The sequence below is a fragment of the Nocardia sp. NPDC005825 genome, assembly GCF_040630175.1.
In the GTDB taxonomy this organism is placed as follows: domain Bacteria; phylum Actinomycetota; class Actinomycetes; order Mycobacteriales; family Mycobacteriaceae; genus Nocardia.
In genome coordinates, this window is sequence record NZ_JBEXXC010000011.1 from 208,020 (window position 1) to 226,306 (window position 18,287).

Annotated in this window: 16 protein-coding genes; 9 read left to right on the forward strand and 7 right to left on the reverse strand. The window is 68.4% G+C overall.

What is annotated here, in order from left to right; all coding sequences use genetic code 11:
* Positions 1-22 precede the first annotated feature (22 nt).
* The gene (locus tag ABZ382_RS27610; protein ID WP_357094540.1) at positions 23-697 is read left to right on the forward strand and encodes a TetR/AcrR family transcriptional regulator; all 675 of its coding nucleotides are present in this window, start codon (positions 23-25) and stop codon (positions 695-697) included.
* Here ABZ382_RS27610 and ABZ382_RS27615 read toward each other — a convergent pair.
* The 4 genes from ABZ382_RS27615 to ABZ382_RS27630 all read right to left on the reverse strand — a co-directional run bounded on the left by ABZ382_RS27615 (position 694) and on the right by ABZ382_RS27630 (position 6,109).
* On the reverse strand, positions 694-2,955 hold the full coding sequence (locus tag ABZ382_RS27615; protein ID WP_357094543.1) for an MMPL family transporter: 2,262 nt from the start codon (positions 2,953-2,955) through the stop codon (positions 694-696). The two genes, ABZ382_RS27610 and ABZ382_RS27615, sit on opposite strands and share 4 nt — an antisense overlap.
* A gap of 102 nt (positions 2,956-3,057) precedes the next feature.
* The gene (fahA, locus tag ABZ382_RS27620; protein ID WP_357094546.1) at positions 3,058-4,236 is read right to left on the reverse strand and encodes a fumarylacetoacetase; all 1,179 of its coding nucleotides are present in this window, start codon (positions 4,234-4,236) and stop codon (positions 3,058-3,060) included.
* A 1-nt stretch (position 4,237) separates the two neighbouring features.
* Positions 4,238-5,443: a homogentisate 1,2-dioxygenase gene (locus ABZ382_RS27625; RefSeq protein ID WP_357094549.1), complete on the reverse strand. Its 1,206-nt coding sequence runs from the start codon at positions 5,441-5,443 to the stop codon at positions 4,238-4,240.
* 39 nt (positions 5,444-5,482) lie between these two features.
* Positions 5,483-6,109 carry a TetR family transcriptional regulator gene (locus ABZ382_RS27630; RefSeq protein WP_357094552.1) on the reverse strand — a complete coding sequence of 209 codons (627 nt, stop codon included), beginning with the start codon at positions 6,107-6,109 and terminating at the stop codon, positions 5,483-5,485.
* Between the two features lie 124 nt (positions 6,110-6,233).
* Between ABZ382_RS27630 and ABZ382_RS27635 the strand changes: the two genes are divergently transcribed.
* The 3 genes from ABZ382_RS27635 to ABZ382_RS27645 all read left to right on the forward strand — a co-directional run bounded on the left by ABZ382_RS27635 (position 6,234) and on the right by ABZ382_RS27645 (position 11,070).
* Positions 6,234-8,153, forward strand: coding sequence for an acyl-CoA dehydrogenase family protein (locus tag ABZ382_RS27635; RefSeq protein WP_357094555.1), 1,920 nt, complete (start codon positions 6,234-6,236; stop codon positions 8,151-8,153).
* Positions 8,154-8,466: 313 nt separating this feature from the next.
* The gene (locus ABZ382_RS27640) at positions 8,467-10,293 is read left to right on the forward strand and encodes an acyl-CoA dehydrogenase (protein ID WP_357094558.1); all 1,827 of its coding nucleotides are present in this window, start codon (positions 8,467-8,469) and stop codon (positions 10,291-10,293) included.
* 138 nt (positions 10,294-10,431) lie between these two features.
* A complete protein-coding gene (locus ABZ382_RS27645; RefSeq protein WP_357094560.1) occupies positions 10,432-11,070 on the forward strand; it encodes a hypothetical protein in 639 nt (212 codons plus the stop codon).
* Between the two features lie 16 nt (positions 11,071-11,086).
* Here ABZ382_RS27645 and ABZ382_RS27650 read toward each other — a convergent pair whose 3' ends face one another.
* From ABZ382_RS27650 to ABZ382_RS27660, 3 genes are read right to left on the reverse strand one after another with little or no spacing between them, the layout of a single operon-like run.
* Positions 11,087-11,902, reverse strand: coding sequence for an exodeoxyribonuclease III (locus tag ABZ382_RS27650; RefSeq protein WP_357094563.1), 816 nt, complete (start codon positions 11,900-11,902; stop codon positions 11,087-11,089).
* A 49-nt stretch (positions 11,903-11,951) separates the two neighbouring features.
* Complete coding sequence (locus ABZ382_RS27655) at positions 11,952-12,926, reverse strand: GNAT family N-acetyltransferase (protein WP_357094566.1); 975 nt, start codon at positions 12,924-12,926, stop codon at positions 11,952-11,954.
* 6 nt (positions 12,927-12,932) lie between these two features.
* Positions 12,933-13,556: a peptide deformylase gene (locus ABZ382_RS27660; RefSeq protein ID WP_357094568.1), complete on the reverse strand. Its 624-nt coding sequence runs from the start codon at positions 13,554-13,556 to the stop codon at positions 12,933-12,935.
* A gap of 229 nt (positions 13,557-13,785) precedes the next feature.
* Between ABZ382_RS27660 and ABZ382_RS27665 the strand changes: the two genes are divergently transcribed.
* The 5 genes from ABZ382_RS27665 to ABZ382_RS27685 all read left to right on the forward strand — a co-directional run bounded on the left by ABZ382_RS27665 (position 13,786) and on the right by ABZ382_RS27685 (position 18,286).
* Entirely contained in the window at positions 13,786-14,079 is a 294-nt protein-coding gene (locus ABZ382_RS27665; protein WP_357094676.1) for a DUF3263 domain-containing protein, read from the forward strand.
* A 91-nt stretch (positions 14,080-14,170) separates the two neighbouring features.
* A complete protein-coding gene (locus ABZ382_RS27670; protein WP_357094571.1) occupies positions 14,171-14,743 on the forward strand; it encodes a LytR C-terminal domain-containing protein in 573 nt (190 codons plus the stop codon).
* A gap of 151 nt (positions 14,744-14,894) precedes the next feature.
* Complete coding sequence (locus ABZ382_RS27675; RefSeq protein ID WP_357094574.1) at positions 14,895-15,572, forward strand: superoxide dismutase family protein; 678 nt, start codon at positions 14,895-14,897, stop codon at positions 15,570-15,572.
* A 16-nt stretch (positions 15,573-15,588) separates the two neighbouring features.
* The gene (locus ABZ382_RS27680) at positions 15,589-16,737 is read left to right on the forward strand and encodes a glutamate--cysteine ligase (protein WP_357094577.1); all 1,149 of its coding nucleotides are present in this window, start codon (positions 15,589-15,591) and stop codon (positions 16,735-16,737) included.
* A 184-nt stretch (positions 16,738-16,921) separates the two neighbouring features.
* A complete protein-coding gene (locus tag ABZ382_RS27685; RefSeq protein ID WP_357094579.1) occupies positions 16,922-18,286 on the forward strand; it encodes a DUF5933 domain-containing protein in 1,365 nt (454 codons plus the stop codon).
* The last annotated feature ends 1 nt before the right edge of the window (position 18,287 follow it).

Consider the following 18,287-nt stretch of genomic DNA (forward strand, 5'->3'; position numbering starts at 1 on the left):
TGTGCTTGGCTATCGTTTAGGTATGTCCCGCAGCAAATCTGCCGCGTCGACCGGCGCGCCCCCCGTCCGGCGTCGCATCCGCGGCCTCGACGCCGGCGAGCGCAGCGCCCAGCGCCGCCGTCAGCTCCTCACCGCCGCCACCGAACTCTTTGCCCGGCAAAGCTATTCGGGCACCTCCATCGAACAGATCTGCCAGCACGCCTTCGTCGGCACCAAGGGGTTCTACGACCACTTCGACAGCAAGGAGGCGTGCTACACGGCCCTGCTGGAACAGATCACCACCGGCATCCAGCAACGCGTCGCCGAGGTGGCCGTCGAGACCGCCGACGCCGACTGGCCCGCCCGCCGCGCGGCCGTCCTCGCGGCCTTCGTCCACGCCATCGCCGACGACCATCGCCTCGCGAAGGTCACCTTCGGTGAAGCGGGCGGCATCTCACCCGCCGTCGAGGCCATGCGCCGCGCCAACCGTCGCTGGTCCGCCGAATTCCTGAAACATCAATGGCTGCAAGCCGACCCGCACGAGGAACCCCGCCTGCCGGCGCTGGCCCTGGCCACCATCGGCGGCATGTTCGAGCTCGTCGCGGACTGGCTGCATCACCACGACGACGGTGGCGCCACCGAATCGGTCGACACCCTCATCGCGGACCTGGAGAACTTCGTCGCCGTGGTCGACGCCGGCCGCGCCGCCCGCCGCTAGCGGGCCAGCGCGACCTCGCGGTCCTCGTCGTCGGCCGCCGCGCCCGGCTCCTCCTCCAGCCCGATCCGCTTGTGCAGGGCGGCAAGGGGTTTGGGAGCCCACCAGTTGGCGGTGGACATCAGGCGCATGAGGGCCGGGGCCAGCAGGCCGCGGATGACGGTGGCGTCGGAGACGACGGCCAGCGCCAGGCCGATGCCGAAGAGCTTCATGGGGGCCACTTCCGAGGTGGCCACCGCCAGCAGGACCACCGCCATCAGCCCCGCGGCGGCGGTGAAGATGCGGCCGGTGCGCGCCACGCCCAGCGCCACCGAGCGGGTGTTGGCCTCGGGCGAGCGGTCCGAGGCCAGCCACTCCTCGCGGATGCGGGAGAGCAGGAAGACCTCGTAGTCCATGGACATGCCGAAAGCCAGGCAGATCATCAGGATCGGCATGAACAGATCGATGCTGCCCGTCGAGGTGAAGCCCAGCAGGCTCGCGCCGTGACCCTGCTCGAAGACCCAGATCATGGCGCCGAAGGTGGCGGTCAGCGACAGCAGGTTCAGCAGCAGGGCCTTGATCGGGAGGACCACGCTGCCGGTGAACAGGAACAGCAGGATGAGGGTGATGATCGCGATGATCGCGCCCGCCAGGGGAAGCCGGGTGATCACCGAATCCATGGTGTCCTCGTTCAGGGCGGCCGCGCCGCCGAACAGGACGTCACCGGGGGCGGGCACCGCGCGGAGTTCGGCGAGCTGCTGCTTGCCCTCCGCGGAGTACGGGGCGAGCCGGGTGCCGACCGACAGGTACGCGCCGTCCGGTCCGGCCATCTGCTGCACGCCGGGAGCCATCTTCGCGCCGTTCACGTAGACGCCGTCACTGGACAGCACCGCCGGAACCCCCGGCACCTGCGACAGCCGGGCGGCGTACGCGCCGATCTCCTTGGCCTCCCCGTGGAATCCGGGCAGCGCCACGACGGCGCTGGAAGCCATATCGGCACTGAAGTCGTGCCGCAGCGCGTCACCGACCTGACGACTGGAAGCGAAGGTGCCGATCACCCGGTCGTCCGGCGTACCGAAATGCGCCTTCAGGAACGGGGATCCGAGCGCCAGCAGCACCGCCGCGGTGACCACGGCGACCGGCAGCGCCCGCCGCATCACGCCGGTGACCAGCTTGTACCAGAAGGTCTCCTCCGGCTGCTTCGGCGCGGGCTCGCCGCGACCCAGCAAGCGGCGCACCGGCTTCCGCAGATCCCAGGCATTGACGCGATCGCCGAGCAGCATCAGCGCGGCGGGCAGCAGCAGCACCGACGCGCCCACGGCCGCGACCACCACGGCGACACCGGCGTAGGCGAAGGACTTGAAGAACGGCTGCGGGAACACCGCCAGCGCCGCCAGCGCCAGCGCGACGGTCAAGCCGGAGAACACCACGGTCCGCCCGGCCGTCTGCACCGACCGCAGGATCGCCGCCCGGGTATCGCGGCCATGGGCCAGCTCCTCCCGGTACCGGCTCACGATGAACAGGCTGTAGTCGATGGCCAGGGCCAGGCCCAATGCGCTGGTCATGTTCAGCGCGAAGATCGACACGTCCATGAACGTGGTCATGGCGCGCAGGATGCCGAGGGTCGCGGCGATCGCGAACAGGCCCACGCCCACCGGCAGCAGGGCCGCGATCACGCTGCCGAACACCAGCACCAGCAGCAGCGCCGACACCGGCACCGCGATGGACTCGGCCAGCACCAGATCCTTCTCGACCTGGTGGTTGATATCGGCGAACGATCCAGCCATGCCGCCGACCCGCACCTGCACGCCGCCGCGATCGCCATTGAGCTCGGTGGACAGGTCCGCGGCCCGGCTCTGCACCTCGGTGTCGGTGCCGGTCACCGTGGCCATGATCAGCCCGCGCTGCCCGTCCTTGCTCTTCAACGCGGTGGCCAGATCGGGCCGGGTGGCGCTGTTGGCCCAATAGGACTGCACGCCGGTGACCGTCGAGTCGTGGCTCAACGTGTCGGTGATGCGCTGCGCCTCCGCGCGCACCTCCGGACTGTTGACGCCGCCGTCACCGCTCACCATGACGATGAGGTTCGGATTGCCGCCCGGGAAGCTCTTGGTGATGAAGTCGTTGGCCTGCACCGACTCCAGCTCGCCGGTCAGGTATCCGCCGCCGACCATGTGCGATTTCACGGTCGCCCCGAAGCCGCCGCACACCAGCATCAGCAGCAGCGCGGCCACCAGCACGGCGCGTGGGCGCGCCATGGCGAACCGGGCAGAAGTGGTCAACATCGACGCCGCCCTCCGAAAGTCCCAAACTTTCGGAACGGTACTTTCCCTGATCGACCGACCGGTAGGTTCAGTGACCATGCTCATGGGCATGCGCTCCGGCTATTACTCGGCTTTCGCTATGCGCCCGCGGACTTCGCCCAGCTCCAGGCGTCCGCCGCCGACCGCCGGGGCGGTTGCCGTGAGCACCACCTCATCGCCGTCCTGCAGGAACGTCCGCTGCACGCCGTTCAATTCGAGGGGCTCGGTGCCGCCCCAGCTGATCTCCATCAGCGACCCGCGCTCGCCGCGATCCGCGCCCGAGATGGTGCCGGAGGCGAACAGGTCGCCGGTGCGGGTGGAGGCTCCGTTCGCCGTCAGGTGCGCCAGCATCTGCGCCGGCGACCAGTACATGCGGCGGTACGGGGGAGTGGAGACCAGCTGCTCGTTCCAGGCCACCCGGACCGTGATGTCCAGACCCCAGGCCGCCGCGTCGCGCAGATACGGCAGCGGCTCGGGATGCTGCGGCGGGAGCGGAATGCGGGCCGCGGCCAGGGCGTCGAGCGGAGTCACCCACGCCGACAGGCTGGTCGCGAAGGACTTGCCCAGGAACGGGCCCAGCGGCTGACCCTCCCACGCCTGGATGTCGCGCGCCGACCAGTCATTGACCAGGGCCACCCCGAAGACGTGGTCGGCGAATTCGCCGGTACCGATCGGCGTGCCGAGCGGGGAACCCGCGCCGACCACGAAACCCATTTCCGCCTCGATGTCGAGGCGGCGGCTCGGCCCGAAATCCGGTGTGCCGGAGTCGGTCCGGCGCTGCCCGTGCGGCCGGATCACGTCCGTCCCCGACACCACCACGGTGCCCGCCCGGCCGTGATACCCCACCGGCAGATGCCGCCAATTCGGCAGCAGCGGTTCACCGTCCGGGCGCAGCATGCGACCCAGGGCGGTGGCGTGATCGAGGCTCGCGTAGAAGTCGACGTAGTCGCCGATCTCGATCGGCAGATCCAGGCGGACCGCGCGCACCTCGTGCACGGCGGCCGCGGGGAGTTCCGCTTCCGCGGCGGTCCGCACCCGCTCCCGGATCTCGCGCCAGCACCGCGGTCCCTGGGTCATGAAGGCGTTCAGGCTGGGCTGATGGAACATCGGATCGTCGAGCGCCACCGCCAGATCGATCACGGTGTCGCCCAGCCGCGCGCCCACCCGGGGTTCCAGGCCGGCGGGGCGGAATACGCAGTACGGCAGATGATCCAGGCCGAAGCCGGAATCCGCGGGGACCTCGATACGCACCCGGCTGCTCAATTCAGATCCATTCCGACGGCCCCTTACCCGACCAGGTCCACGCGTAGCGCGGGTCCTCACACGCCAGCGCGCCCTCACCCAGCTGCAACGGATGGAAGGTGTCCACCATGACCGCCAGTTCGTCGAAGAAGTCGATCCCGATGCTGCGCTCGTAGGCTCCCGGCTGCGGACCGTGCGCGTACCCGCCCGGATGCACCGACACCGAACCCTGCCCGATCCCGGATCCCCTGCGCGCCTCGTAGTTTCCGCCGCAGTAGAACATGATCTCGTCGGAGTCTACGTTCGAGTGGTAGTAGGGCACCGGGATCGACAGCGGGTGGTAGTCGACCTTGCGCGGCACGAAATTGCAGATCACGAAGTTCTGGCCCTCGAACGCCTGATGCACCGGCGGCGGCTGGTGCACCCGGCCGGTGATCGGTTCGAAGTCGGCGATGTCGAAGGTGAACGGGTACAGGCAGCCGTCCCAGCCCACCACATCGAAGGGATGGGTGGCGTAAACCATGCTGGTGCCGACGATCTCACCGGCGGGACGGTGCTTGACCAGCACCTCCACATTCTCTCCGTCGGCCTGGACCGGCTCGGTCGGCCCGTGCAGATCGCGCTCGCAGTAGGGCGAATTCTCCAGGAACTGACCGTATTTCGAGAGATACCGTTTCGGCGGGGTGATGTGGCCCGAGCCCTCGATGATGTAGGCGCGCAACGGTTCCGGGCCGTCCGGAATCCAGCGGTGGGTGGTGGCGCGCGGCAACAGCACCTGATGACCCTGCCGCACCGGCAGCGTGCCGAACACGGTTTCCACTCGCCCCGAACCGGATTCGACATAGGCCAGCTCGTCGCCGATGGCATTGCGGTACAGCGCCGATTCTCGTAGCGCCGCCACGTAGGAGATGCGCACGTCGGCATTGCCGAGCAGCAGCCGCCGCCCGGTCACCACATCGCTGTCGCCCGGCTTGTCGCCCAGGAACAGTTCGTGCAGCTTCAGATGCCGGTGCCGCAGTGGATGATTCGGGAACAGCCGCTGCTGCGGCAGCACCCACACCGACGAATCCACGATCGCCGGTGGTAGTCCGCGGTGATAGAGCAGCGAGGAATCGCCGGAGAAGCCCTCTTCTCCCATCAGCTCTTCGTAATAGAGCCGGCCGCTCTCATCTCGATGTTGCGTGTGCCGCTTGGGCGGCACCGAACCAACCTGCCGATAGAACGTCATGGCGTCCTCCCGCTGACCGATGGTCGATTTCCATCGTAGTCAGGCGTGACGCAGCGCGCGGTAGACCGCCGCGCCGACGAACTCTCCCAGAGTGTCGGGATTCCAGCCGCCCGGCTCGGTCAGCAGCGTGCGGACCGCGCCCTCACCGGCCGACACCCACAGCTCGACCAGCGCCGGAAGCTTGTGTTCGGCGTCGGCGGTGCCCCAGGCCGCCAGGGTCGGGCGTAGTCGGCGGGTGCAGCGTTCCACCGCCAGCAGACGGCCCTTGCCGAACGAATCCGCCACGGCCGGATCGGGATTGCCGTACAGCAGCCGCCAGGTGTCGGGGCGCCGGGAGACCGTGTGCAACAGGGCGCGGAAGCCCTCCACGAACACCGCCTCGTCCGCTTCCACCCGGCGGCGGGGCAGCGTCTCCAGCACGCCCTGCACCAGGTAGTCCTCCTCGCGCCGGATGAGCGCCTCGAGCAGCTCGACCCGATCGGCGAAGCAGGCGTAGACCACCGGGCGGGTGACCTTCATGCGGTCGGCCACCGCGGCGATGGTGACCGCCGCGATGCCGTCGGCGACGGCGATCTCCAGAGCGGTGTCGAGGACCTGCGGGCGACGACGTTCGGGACCCAGATGCCGCGCGCGCTGGCGTGGTCGTGTCGCCGAATCGGTGCCCATGCGCACCGACGATAGCAGTGGCCTCGGAGATCATTTCCTGCAGTCGTGAACAAAAATGCTACATTCACGAATGAAAGCACCCGGAGGAGCCGAGCGAGCCCCCGGCCGGAGGAGAATAAGACTCATGACCCAGTCCCTGTTCAACCCGAAGACCTGCGAATTCACCGAATTCGACGCGGAGACCCGGCGACTGCTGCGGGCCACCGTCGACTACTTCGAGGCGTTCGGCAAGGTCCGGCTGCTGGCCGAGAACCGCGACCGCGTCTGGTACGCCGACTTCCTCGACTTCATCAAGCGCGAACGGATCTTCGCGACCTTCCTGACCCCGGCCGCGCAGGCCGGCGGCGACCCGCACAAGCGCTGGGACACCGCCCGCATCGCCATGATGAGCAAGATCCTCGGCTTCTACGGCATGCAGTACTGGTACGTCTGGCAGGTGACGATCCTCGGCCTCGGCCCGATCTGGCAGAGCGCCAACGCCGAGGCCAAGGCCCGCGCCGCCGGACTGCTGGAATCCGGCGAGATCTTCGCCTTCGGCCTCTCCGAACAGGACCACGGCGCCGACATCTACTCCACCGACATGGTGCTCGAGCCGACACCGCGCGGCGGATACACCGCCACCGGCGGCAAGTACTACATCGGCAACGGCAATCTCGCGGGCATGGTGTCGGTCTTCGGCCGCCGCGCCGACAAGCCGATCATCGACTCGTCCGACTTCCTGCGGAAGATGACCGACGAGGAGTACTCCGGCTACCTGTTCTTCGCCGCCGACTCCCGGCACAAGAACTACAAGCTGCGCAAGAACGTCGTCGACTCCCAGATGTACGTCGCCGCCTTCGATCTCGACGAGTATCCGGTCGCCGAATCCGACATCCTGCACACCGGCCGCGCCGCCTTCGACGCCGCCATGAACACCGTCAACGTCGGCAAGTTCAACCTCGGCTTCGGCGCGGTCGGGGCCTGCGAGCACGCCATGTTCGAGGCGGTGACGCACGCCGAGAACCGAATCCTGTTCGGGCACCGCGTGACCGAGTTCCCGCAGGTGAAATCGCTGCTCGCGGACAGCTACGCGCGTCTGATCGGCATGAAGCTCTACAGCGAGCGCGCCATCGACTACCTGCGCTGCGCCGACGAGAACGACCGGCGCTATCTGCTGTTCAACGCGATCGAGAAGATGTCGGTCACCCGCCACGGCCAGCAGCTGTACGAGGACCTCGCCGACGTGATCGCCGCCCGCGGCTTCGAGAACGACATGTACTTCCCCATGGCCATGGTCGGCATGTTCGGGCTGCCGCGGCTCGAGGGCACCGTGCACGTGAACATGGCATTGTCGCTGAAGTTCATGCCCAACTACATGTTCCATCCCGCCGACGCGGGCCTGGCCGCGCTGCGCTACCTGCCCGGCGCGGGTCTCGCCCCCAAGGGCGCGGTGCGCGCGGTATCCGGCGCGCTGAGCTGGACCAGCCGCCGCGCCACCGGTCCGGCCGCCAAGGCCGTGCCCGCGCTGAAGACCGAATTCGCCCGTGCCGCACACGCTCCCGTGCCCACCCGCCGCGACGCCGCCGACGACGAATTCCTGTTCCGGCAGGGCCCGAGCAGCGGGCTGGGCAGGATCCGCTTCGCCGACTGGCGTCCGGTGTTCGAGAAGTTCGCGCACATCCCGAATGTCGCGGTCTTCCTCGAACAGGCCCTCGCCCTCCAAACCCTGCTGGCCGCGGCCACCCCGACCGCCGAACAGCAGCGGGACGTCGACTTCCTCTTCGGCCTCGGCGAGCTGTTCACCACCCTCCCGTACGCGCAGCTCATCCTCGAGCAGGCCGAGATCGCGGGCGCCGACGAGGCCGTCCTCGACCAGCTCTTCGACCTGTTCGTGCGCGAATTCTCCGAGCACGCGCTGACGCTGCACACCAAACCGACCGCCACCAAGGCCCAGCAGGTCCGCGCCCTGGACCTGATCCGCCGCCCGGTCGCCGATCCCGCCCGCGCCGAGCACGTCCTCACCCAGGTCCGCGCCCTGGCCGGAACCTACGAGATGAACCCCTGACCCGAGACCGCGGCGTGGATGGAATTGGTCGGATGACCGGTCTGCTTCTTGCGGAACATATGCGAGCCCGGGTTCCCGTGAATCCGGTCACGGTCACTCCGCAGCAGGCCAACGAGTTTTTCGGACGCATATCCAGCTCGAGCGCATAACGGCACGGTTAACTTTTCGGGATCGGGCCGGGTCGGCGAGCGCCCGAAAGGTTAAGACGTCTACCTACGCTTGCGTAACAGGACAGGCGTACGGCAACGTTCGGGTCGATCCCAGATCTTGATCTGCAGACCCGCGTCGAAAATTCAGCCGAGGAGGCCCTTCCGTGTCCCATTACAAGGCGAACCTACGAGATATCGAGTTCAACTTGTTCGAAGTACTGGGGATCGGGGAACTGCTGGACGGGGGCGCCTACGGCGACCTCGACGGCGACACCGCACGGGAGATGCTCGCCGAGGCCAAGCGCCTCGCGGAAGGCCCGATCGCGGAGTCCTTCGCCGACGCCGACCGCAACCCGGTCGTGTTCCTGCCCGAACAGCACACCATCACCGTGCCCGAATCGCTGAAGAAGACCGTGGCCGCGGTCAACGAGGCCGGCTACTCCGGCCTGGGCATGGCCGAGGAGATGGGCGGCGTGGCCGCCCCCAACGCCCTCATCTGGGCCATCCAGGAGATGCTGGTCGCCGCCAACAACTCGGCCTCCTTCTTCAACATGGGCCCGCTCATGCACAAGGTCCTCTTCGACGAGGGCACCGCCGAGCAGCAGCGCTGGGCCGCGCACGCCTGGGAGAGCCGCTGGGGCGGCACCATGGTGCTCACCGAGCCCGACGCCGGCTCCGACGTCGGCATGGGCCGCACCAAGGCCATCGAACAGGCCGACGGCACCTGGCACATCGAGGGCGTGAAGCGCTTCATCTCCGGCGGCGACGTCGGCGACACCGCCGACAACATCTTCCACCTGGTGCTGGCCCGCCCCGAGGGCGCCGGCCCCGGCACCAAGGGCCTGTCGCTGTTCATGGTGCCGCGCTTCCTGTTCGACTCGGAGACCATGGAACTCGGCGCCAAGAACGGCGCGCTGGTCACCGGCGTCGAGCACAAGATGGGCATCAAGTCCTCGCCCACCTGTGAGATCACCTTCGGCGGCGACATCCCGGCCGTCGGCTACCTGGTCGGCGGGGTGCACAACGGCATCGCGCAGATGTTCAAGGTCATCGAGAACGCGCGGATGATGGTGGGCACCAAGGCCACCGGCGCGCTGTCCACCGGTTACCTCAACGCCCTCGAGTACGCCAAGCAGCGCGTCCAGGGCGCGGACCTGACCCAGATGACCGACAAGGCCGCCCCGCGCGTCACCATCACCCACCACCCGGACGTGCGCCGCTCGCTGGCCACCCAGAAGGCGTACGCGGAAGGTCTGCGCGCGCTGTACATGTACTGCGCCTCCTACCAGAACGCCGATGTGGCGCAGGCCAATTACGGCGCCGACGCCGAACTGGCCGAGCGGGTCAACGACCTGCTGCTGCCGATCGTGAAGGGCTGCGGCTCCGACCGCGCCTACGAGTCGCTGACCGAATCGCTGCAGACCCTCGGCGGCTCCGGCTACCTGCAGGACTACCCGATCGAGCAGTACATCCGCGACTGCAAGATCGACTCGCTGTACGAGGGCACCACCGCCATCCAGGCGCAGGACTTCTTCTTCCGCAAGATCATTCGCGACAAGGGCGTAGCCCTCGGACACGTCGCGGGCCTGATCCAGCAGTTCGTCGACGGCGGCCCCGACCAGTTCAAGATCGAACGCGGACTGCTCGGCGCGGCCCTGGCCGACGTGCAGGCCATGGCGGCCGCGCTCACCGGCTTCCTGATGGCCGCGCAGCAGCAGGTCGACGAGCTCTACAAGGTCGGCCTCGGCTCGGTCCGATTCCTGTACGCCGTCGGCGATCTCGTCATCGCGTGGCGACTGCTCGAGCACGCCGCCATCGCCCAGGCGGCGCTGGACGCGGGCGCGGCCGAGAAGGACAAGAACTTCTACACCGGCAAGGTCGGCGTGGCGTCCTGGTTCGCCAAGAACAAGCTGCCGCTGCTCAGCGCCTCGCGTTCGGTGATCGAGAACCTCGACAACGACATCATGAAGCTGGACGAAGCGGCCTTCTGATCCGTGCTCGACATCCGGCCCCGCACCCGTGGTGCGGGGCCGGATGTCGTTGGGGGATCAGATGACACACCGTCATGACACGCACACTTCATTTCTGACCCGGCGATACGTGTCGTGCCGAGCGGGTACAACTACGGCATGGTCTTCCCGGTTACCTTCGGCTGGATCCAGATCGTGCTGTTGGTGCTGGGCATCGCGGCCATCGGATTACTGGTCTCGGCCGTGCTGAAAGCCCGCACGGTCGGCTGGCGTGTGCTGGTCGGACGCGGCATGGGCGCAGCGGGTCTGGCGTTCGTCGCGGTCGTGATCCTGTGGATCACCACGCTCCTCCAAGCCTTCCTCGGACTCACCGGGGAAGTGAAAGCCGCGCACATCGAGGTCAAACCCGTTGCGGGGCAGGAACACCTGCTGGACGTGAACCTCACCCTCTACGGCGACGAAGGCCACGACGACCAGCACAAGACCTATCAGGTCGAGGGCGACATGTGGGTGCTGCAGGCCAATATCGTGGAACTCGAGGCGTGGGTGAACGCCCTCGGCTTCAACGCCGGATACAAGGTGACCCGGCTCTACGGCCAGCGCCTCGACGGCGTCGCCACCAAACAGAATCAGATCTTCCTCAACGGCAGCGACGCCGACTTCTTCCAGGACATGAAGGACAAGACCTGGTACACCAGGCCTTTCGTGCGCTCGACCAACGGCAATGCCGTCATCGCCGTCCCGGGCGCCTACGACGTCTTCATCTCCCGCGACGCCATCAAGGCCCGGCCGGTCTAGCCGGGCCCCGGCCGGACTAGTCCGCGAGGACGGCCGTCACCGGCGCGTGATCGCTGGCGCCCTTGCCCTTTCGCTCCTCGCGGTCCACGTTCGCGTCGGTGACGCGCGCGGCCAGGGCGGGGGAGGCCAGGATGAAGTCGATGCGCATGCCCTCCTTACGGGGGAAGCGCAGCTGCGTGTAGTCCCAGTAGGTGTAGACGCCGGGGCCCGGGTGGAAGGGCCGCATCACATCGGTGAAACCGGTCTCGCCGAACGCGTCGAAGGCGTCCCGTTCCCGTTCGGACACATGGGTTTTGCCCTCGAAGAACTCCGGCGACCACACATCCAGATCGGTCGGGGCGATATTCCAGTCACCCACCAGCGCGATCTGCGCGTCCGGATCCTCCGACAGCCACTTGGCGCCCGCGGACCGCAGTGCGGCCAGCCACTCCAGCTTGTAGGCGTAGTGCGGGTCGTCGAGCGCGCGGCCGTTCGGCACGTACAGGCTCCACACCCGCACCCCGCCGCAGGTCGCGCCGATCGCGCGGGCCTCCACCACCGGTGTGCTCAACAGGGATTCGCCCGCGTCCTTGTCGAAGCCGGGCTGATCCGGGAAGTGGATCTCGACATCGTCCAGGCCCACCCGGGACGCGATGGCCACCCCGTTCCACTGGTTCAGGCCCACGTGCGCGACCTCGTACCCGGCCGCCTCGAACGCCTCGAACGGGAACTGCTCGTCCTTGCACTTGGTTTCCTGCATGGCCAGCACGTCGATATCGGCGCGGTCCAGCCACGCCAGCACCCGATCCTGCCGGGTGCGGATCGAGTTCACATTCCAGGTGGCGATACGCACAGCGGTAAACCTTTCGGAACTAGTGTCTTACGCGAGCGGGCGGGCGCGATCAGGGCGCGGCGTACCGGTAGCTGTGATGCTCCACGAAGCCCATCTCCTGGTACAACGCCAGCGCCGCGTCATTCTCGTCCGACACCTGAACGTAGGCGTGGGTGGCCCCGTGCGTGCGGCCCCAGCGGATCATCTCCGCGCACACCAGCGCGCCCAGCCCGTGCCGTCGATGCCCGGACGCCACCGCCACGCAGGTCAGGCCCACCCAGCGGCGGCCGTCGGGAGCCGTGGTCACCGCGGCCCGGCCGATGGCGATCGGCGCGGGCAAACCCAGTGTGGCGAAGGTGAGCTCGCCGTCGCGGACCGCGGTCAGCACGTCCACCACCGGGCTCGAGCCGACATCGGTGTCCCCGCCCCGATGCCGGTGCATGGACAGCCACGCCCCGTCCGGTTCGGGGGTGAACCGCACCATGGACGGGCCCGACGGCAGCGGCATGGTCTCGATGTCGACCGCCAGCACCCGGGTCTCGTGCCAGGTCCGCCACTCCGCGGGCCGGGGCGCCAGCCGATCGGGCAGCTGCAGTTGCAGCGGCAGGCCGTGCGCGGTGTACCACTCGCCGATGCGGTGCAGGGTCTCGGTGTTCATCAGCGCCGGTCCGTCCGTACCGCCCAGCGGCACCGCGGAATTCGCGCGATAGGTGTAGCCGTCCCCGGCGCGCAGCAGCCAGCCGTCGATCCAGGATCGCATCAGGCCCGGCCAGCCGTCCGCGGCCGCCGCTTCCAGGGACCGGATCTCACTGGTCCGAATGGGCCTGGGGCCGAGCGGTTTCCAGGCCACCACCTGATCCCGGGCGACCGACACCACCTGACCGTCGGCGGTCCGCACGGTCAGCGGGTCGGCGGCGATCAGCTCGCCGATCACATCCGTCAACGGCTGCGGATAACCCGCGGGTAGGCGGTAGCGCACCACCACCCGCTTGCCGAGCGGCGGGAGCGCCCCGGCGCCCTCGGGGCCGGGCTCGGAATCGGTCATGACCGATCAGTCGTCGAGATCGTCGTCGTCGTGCCCGAAGGGGTCCGGCACGGTGCCCGGGACCCAGCTCAAACCCGGCTTGCCCCAGCCGTTTCGCTTGATCGCCTTCTTCGCGGCGCGGGCATTGCGGCCGATCAGCACGTCCACATAGAGGAAGCCGTCCAGGTGACCGGTCTCGTGCTGCAGCATGCGGGCGAAGAAGCCGTGGCCCTCCAGCTCGACCGGCTCCCCCCGCTCGTCGGTGCCGGTGACCTTGGCCCAGTCGGCGCGGCCGGTCGGGAACTGCTCGCCGGGCACCGACAGGCAGCCCTCGTCGTCATCGTCGGGATCCGGCATGGACTCGGGGATCTCGGAGGTCTCCAGCACCGGATTCACCACGCAGCCGCGGCGGCGGACGGTCTTGCCGTCCTCGGTCTCGTCCGGGCAGTCGTAGACGAAGAGGCGCGGGGACAGCTCGTCCTCGTCGGCGATGATCACCTGATTGGCGGCCAGACCCACCCCGTGCGCGGCGTCCATCGTCTCGTACATATCCGCGATCAGCTGCGCCAGCTCTTCCGGGGTCTGCGTGACCGGAGTGGTCGCGCGGTGCAGAACCGGGTCGCCGACAATGCGAATCGGGAGAATAGCCATGCTCAGCACCCTATATGGCGGCGTTTACCGGGGTGATCACACCCTGGGGACGTGTCCGGATCGCTGCCCGGAACCCCCGACACGCCGGGGCCTACGTCACATAACACGCCGATCGGTACGCATCGCGTTGTCTGCGGCGCGTGGTTGAATGACACCGACGCACAAGCACCATATTCGTCTGGTGACCACTCGGCGAGGGAGCACTATGGACAGCGCAGCGGCACGCGACATGCCCGCAAGCGAGGACGGTCCTTCCGACGAGGATGGCGCGCACGGGCTTTCCCGCCGTGAGCTCGAGATTCTCGACTTCGAACGCAAATGGTGGAAGTACGCCGGTGCGAAGGAAGAAGCCATCCGCGAACTGTTCGACCTCTCGGCAACCCGCTACTACCAGGTCCTGAACGCGGTCGTCGACAAGCCCGAAGCGCTGGCGGCGGACCCGATGCTGGTCAAGCGCCTGCGGCGGCTGCGCGCCAGCCGTCAGAAGACCAGGGCCGCACGCCGTCTCGGTTTCCAGGTGTGAGCCGCGCCGCGACCGTGAGCCAGGTCTCCGCCCGGCCCGCGTCCGCGCTTGATCCCGCGCGCGCGGCCCCGCACCCATTAGGCTCGACGCCGTGAGCAACCCGAATTCGCCGACCGGCGGTCCGCCGCTGCGGGCCCTGGCGATGGTCCTGATCGCGCTGGCCATCGTGTTCGCCGGGATCGGCGCGATGTCCCTGTCGAGTTCGGACTCCTCGGACAGCAGCGCCGGATCGACCTCCCAGGCCGCCACCACCACTGCGGCGCAGCAGAATTCGACCCAGGCGAGCACCCCGCCGGTGGCGTCCGCCGCCAGCGCGCCCGCGACCACCACGGCCGCTCCCACCACGACCGCCGCCGCGCCGACCACCACCGCGGCCGCGGGCGTCGACAAGTCCCTCCCGGTCCGGGTCTACAACAACGGCACCGTCGCCGGACTGGCCAAGAAGACCGGCGACCAGCTCAGCGGTGAGGGTTACAACATCACCGAGGTCGGCAACTATCCCGGCGGCGTCATCCCGAAAACCACCGTGTACTACGGCAGTTCGCCCAAGGAGCAGGCACTGGCCAAGGCCATCGCCGCGGAACTGGGCTGCGCCGCCGAACCCCGCTTCCCCGGGATCTCGGATTCGCCCACCGGCGTCATCGTCATCGTCACCGGCAGCTGAATCGTTGTCCGTCGGCCGCCGGACCGCCGCCCGAAAGAAACCGTGCGGCCCCTCCACGGAACACAGGCACGGCTCTGGCATCATCTTGTCCGGTACGAACCTTGTCCACTCTGCTTTCCCGATAAACTCGGACTCGTAAAGGAGTTCCCCGATGGCCTCGTCCTCAACTCGTCGCCCGTCCTGGTGGACTGTTGCTCCGGTGCTCGCGGTCGCGGCCCTGGGGCTCACCGCCTGCTCCAACAGCCAGGAATCGAGTGACGTCAAGGGGACGACCCCGCCGGTGTTCACCAGCTCGCCCGCTCCTGCGGGCGGTGCGACCGGCCACGGCACCGAGGGCGACACCAACGCCCCCCGGGAGTCCACCTCGGTCACCCTCAAGGACCCCACCGGTGGCACCGTCGGCACCGCGTCCGTCGTGAAGGTGGGCAACCACCTCGAGATCACCGTCGAAGCCCACGGCCTCAAGCCCGGCTTCCACGGCCTGCACATCCACCAGTTCGGCAAGTGCGAGACCAACTCCACCGCCCCCTCCGGCGGCGCGCCCGGCGACTTCCTGTCCGCCGGCGGCCACCTGCAGGTCGGTGAGCAGAACGCGCACCCCGCCAGCGGCGACCTGGACTCGCTCCAGGTGCTCAAGGACGGCACCGCCAAGCTGGTCACCACCACCGACGCCGTCACCCTGGAGGAGATCAAGGGCAAGGCCCTGATCATCCACGCCGGCGCCGACAACTTCGGCAACATTCCCACCCGGTACGCGCCCGCACCGGATGCGGACACCCTCGCGACCGGCGACGCGGGTGCACGGGTCGCCTGCGGCGTCGTCGCCTGAACCCCTTGAGGTGAGCATGGCCGGGGCAGGCATTTCGAAGGTCCCCTTCAATTCATCGCCCCGGCCCACGCTCGGCGTGGAATGGGAGGTCGCGCTCGTCGACAAGACGACGCGTGACCTGTCCAATACCGCCGCCGCCGTTTTCGAAGCCTGCGGTGATCTGCGCGCCTGGGACGGCACCCCGCAGATCACCAAGGAACTCCTGAAGAACACCGTCGAACTGGTCTCCGGCAAGCACGACACCGTGAGCGAAGTCGTCGACGAACTGCGCGCCACCCAGGACGCCGTGCGCCGCGCCGCCGACCAGGTCGGTGTCGACCTGTTCTGCGCGGGCACCCACCCGTTCGCGCAATGGTCCACCCAACAGCTCACGCGCAGTGCGCATTACGACGAACTCATCGAGCGCACCCAGTGGTGGGGCCGTCAGATGCTGATCTGGGGCGTGCACGTGCACGTGGGAATCTCGCACCCGGACAAGGTCTTCCCGATCCTCAACGCCATGCTGCCGTCGTACCCGCACCTGCTGGCGCTGTCCGCCTCCTCACCCATGTGGGCGGGCGTCGACACCGGCTACGCCAGCAACCGGGCCCTCATGTTCCAGCAGCTGCCCACCGCCGGACTGCCCTTCCAATTCGACAATTGGGGCCAGTTCGAGGGATTCGTGCACGACCAGATGAAAACCGGTGTGATCGAACAGATCGGCGGCATGCACTGGGACATCCGGCCCGCACCCAAATGGGGCACCATCGAGGTGCGCATCTGCGACGGCATCCCCACCAAGGCCGAACTGGCCGCCATCGTGGCCCTGATCCACTCCCTCGTGGTCGATCTCGACCGGCGGGTGGAGAACGGTGAAGCCCTGCCCGCCATTCTGCCGCCCTGGCACGTGCAGGAGAACAAGTGGCGCGCAGCGCGATACGGACTCGACGCCATCATCATCACCGACGCCGACAGCAACGAGCGGCTCGTCACCGACGACCTCATGGACCTGCTCAACCGGCTCGAACCGACCGCCAAGAGCCTCGGCTGCGAGAACGAGCTCGCCATGGTCGCCGACATCCCCAAGCGCGGCGCGTCCTATCAGCGACAGCGCCGGGTGGCCGCGGCCGCGCAGGGCGATCTGGTCGCGGTGGTCGACTCGCTGGTCCACGAACTCGAGCAGTGACGGCGGGGCGGGACGCCTCACCGCCGCGAGTTCCATTGCTGTGATTTCGATTACGCGGTTCTGCGGCCGCTGTACGCCGTGGCCAGCGGCGATATCACGCTGACCGGGGGCTGTTCATCCGGGGTGGGATGCGGCGTTCAACTGTCTATGGGGTCGGCGTTCACACGGCGTTTACTATGGCTGGATGTTGCTCGACGATCCGCGTTCCCAGACCGGCGGCGCAGCACGCCGATCAGGGATGCGGATGCCGTCGCCGCGCGTCCGGCTGACGGCCGTGCTGACCGTCGGCGCACTGGCGCTCCTGGTCCTGCAGATCGTCGCCTCCCAGCATCACTTCACCGGTCCGCTGGAGAGCATCTGGGCCGACTTCGCGGGCAATGCCAAATCCTTCACGGTGCCGTGGGCCGGACTCGGCCTCGCGCTCATCGGACTGAACTGGCGGCGGCGTTTCGTGGCCGTCGGCACGGCGCTCGGCATCGACGTCGCCTACCAGACGATTCGCGGCCTCTCCGGCGGTCCGCTCGCCATGGGCAACGGGCCGGTGCTCGTGCTGCTCGGCATCCTCGGGCTCGCCCTCTGGCAATGGCAGGGCAAGGATCGCTCCAACGCGCTGCACGCCGCCGCGCTCGGCATCCTGCTGGTGCTGTCCAGCAAGGTCGCCGACGTCTGGCTCGGCATCACCGTGCTCGCCGGACCCCGCGTCCTCGACGAGCACATCGTGCTGGTGGACCACGCCCTCGGCGACCCCTCCTGGATGGTCGGGCAACTGCTCGAATGGCTGGGGCCGGTGGCTTCCGCGGTCCTGCACTGGGTGTACATCGAACTGCCCGTCGGCGCGATGATCGTGACCATCTGGCAGCTGCGCAACGTTGTGAAGACGGGGCAGTGGCCGGGGCACTACCTGGTGCGGACCTTCCTGGTGATCGGGCTGATCGGGCCGCTCTTCTACGTCATATTCCCGGTCGTCGGACCGATCTTCGCCTACGGCGCCGAAGGGCACGCCTTCTCGCTCGGCACCTACTGGCCGAATGTGGTGCCGCCGGTGGACCTCTCACCCGGCTCGATCGCCTTCGACCGATTCGCCCCGCGCAACTGCATGCCGTCGCTGCACACCGCCTGGGCGCTGTCGATCTTCGTCCACTCCCGCCGCGACCCGCTGACCGGCGCGCCCGCCCCGACCTGGCTGCGCTGGGGCGGAACCTTCTGGCTGCTCGCCACCATCGGGGCCACCCTGGGCTTCGGGTACCACTACGGCGCGGACCTGGTCGCGGGCGCGGTGCTGTGCCTGGCCATCGAATCCGCGCTGCGCGCACCCGAACGCGGCTGGGACCGCGCCCGCGTCCAGCTGGTCGGCGCGGGGGCCGCGCTGTTCACCGGACTGCTGCTGTCCTACCGGTACCTGTCGGTCGAATTCGCCGAGCACCCGGTCCCGGCGGGCGCCCTCGTGATCGGCCTGTTCGCCGCCTACGTGACGGCCTTCTACCGGACCTGGTTCGCCGAACCCGCCACCGCTCCGGCCGCGCGACTGGACCTCGCCGCAAACGCCTGAC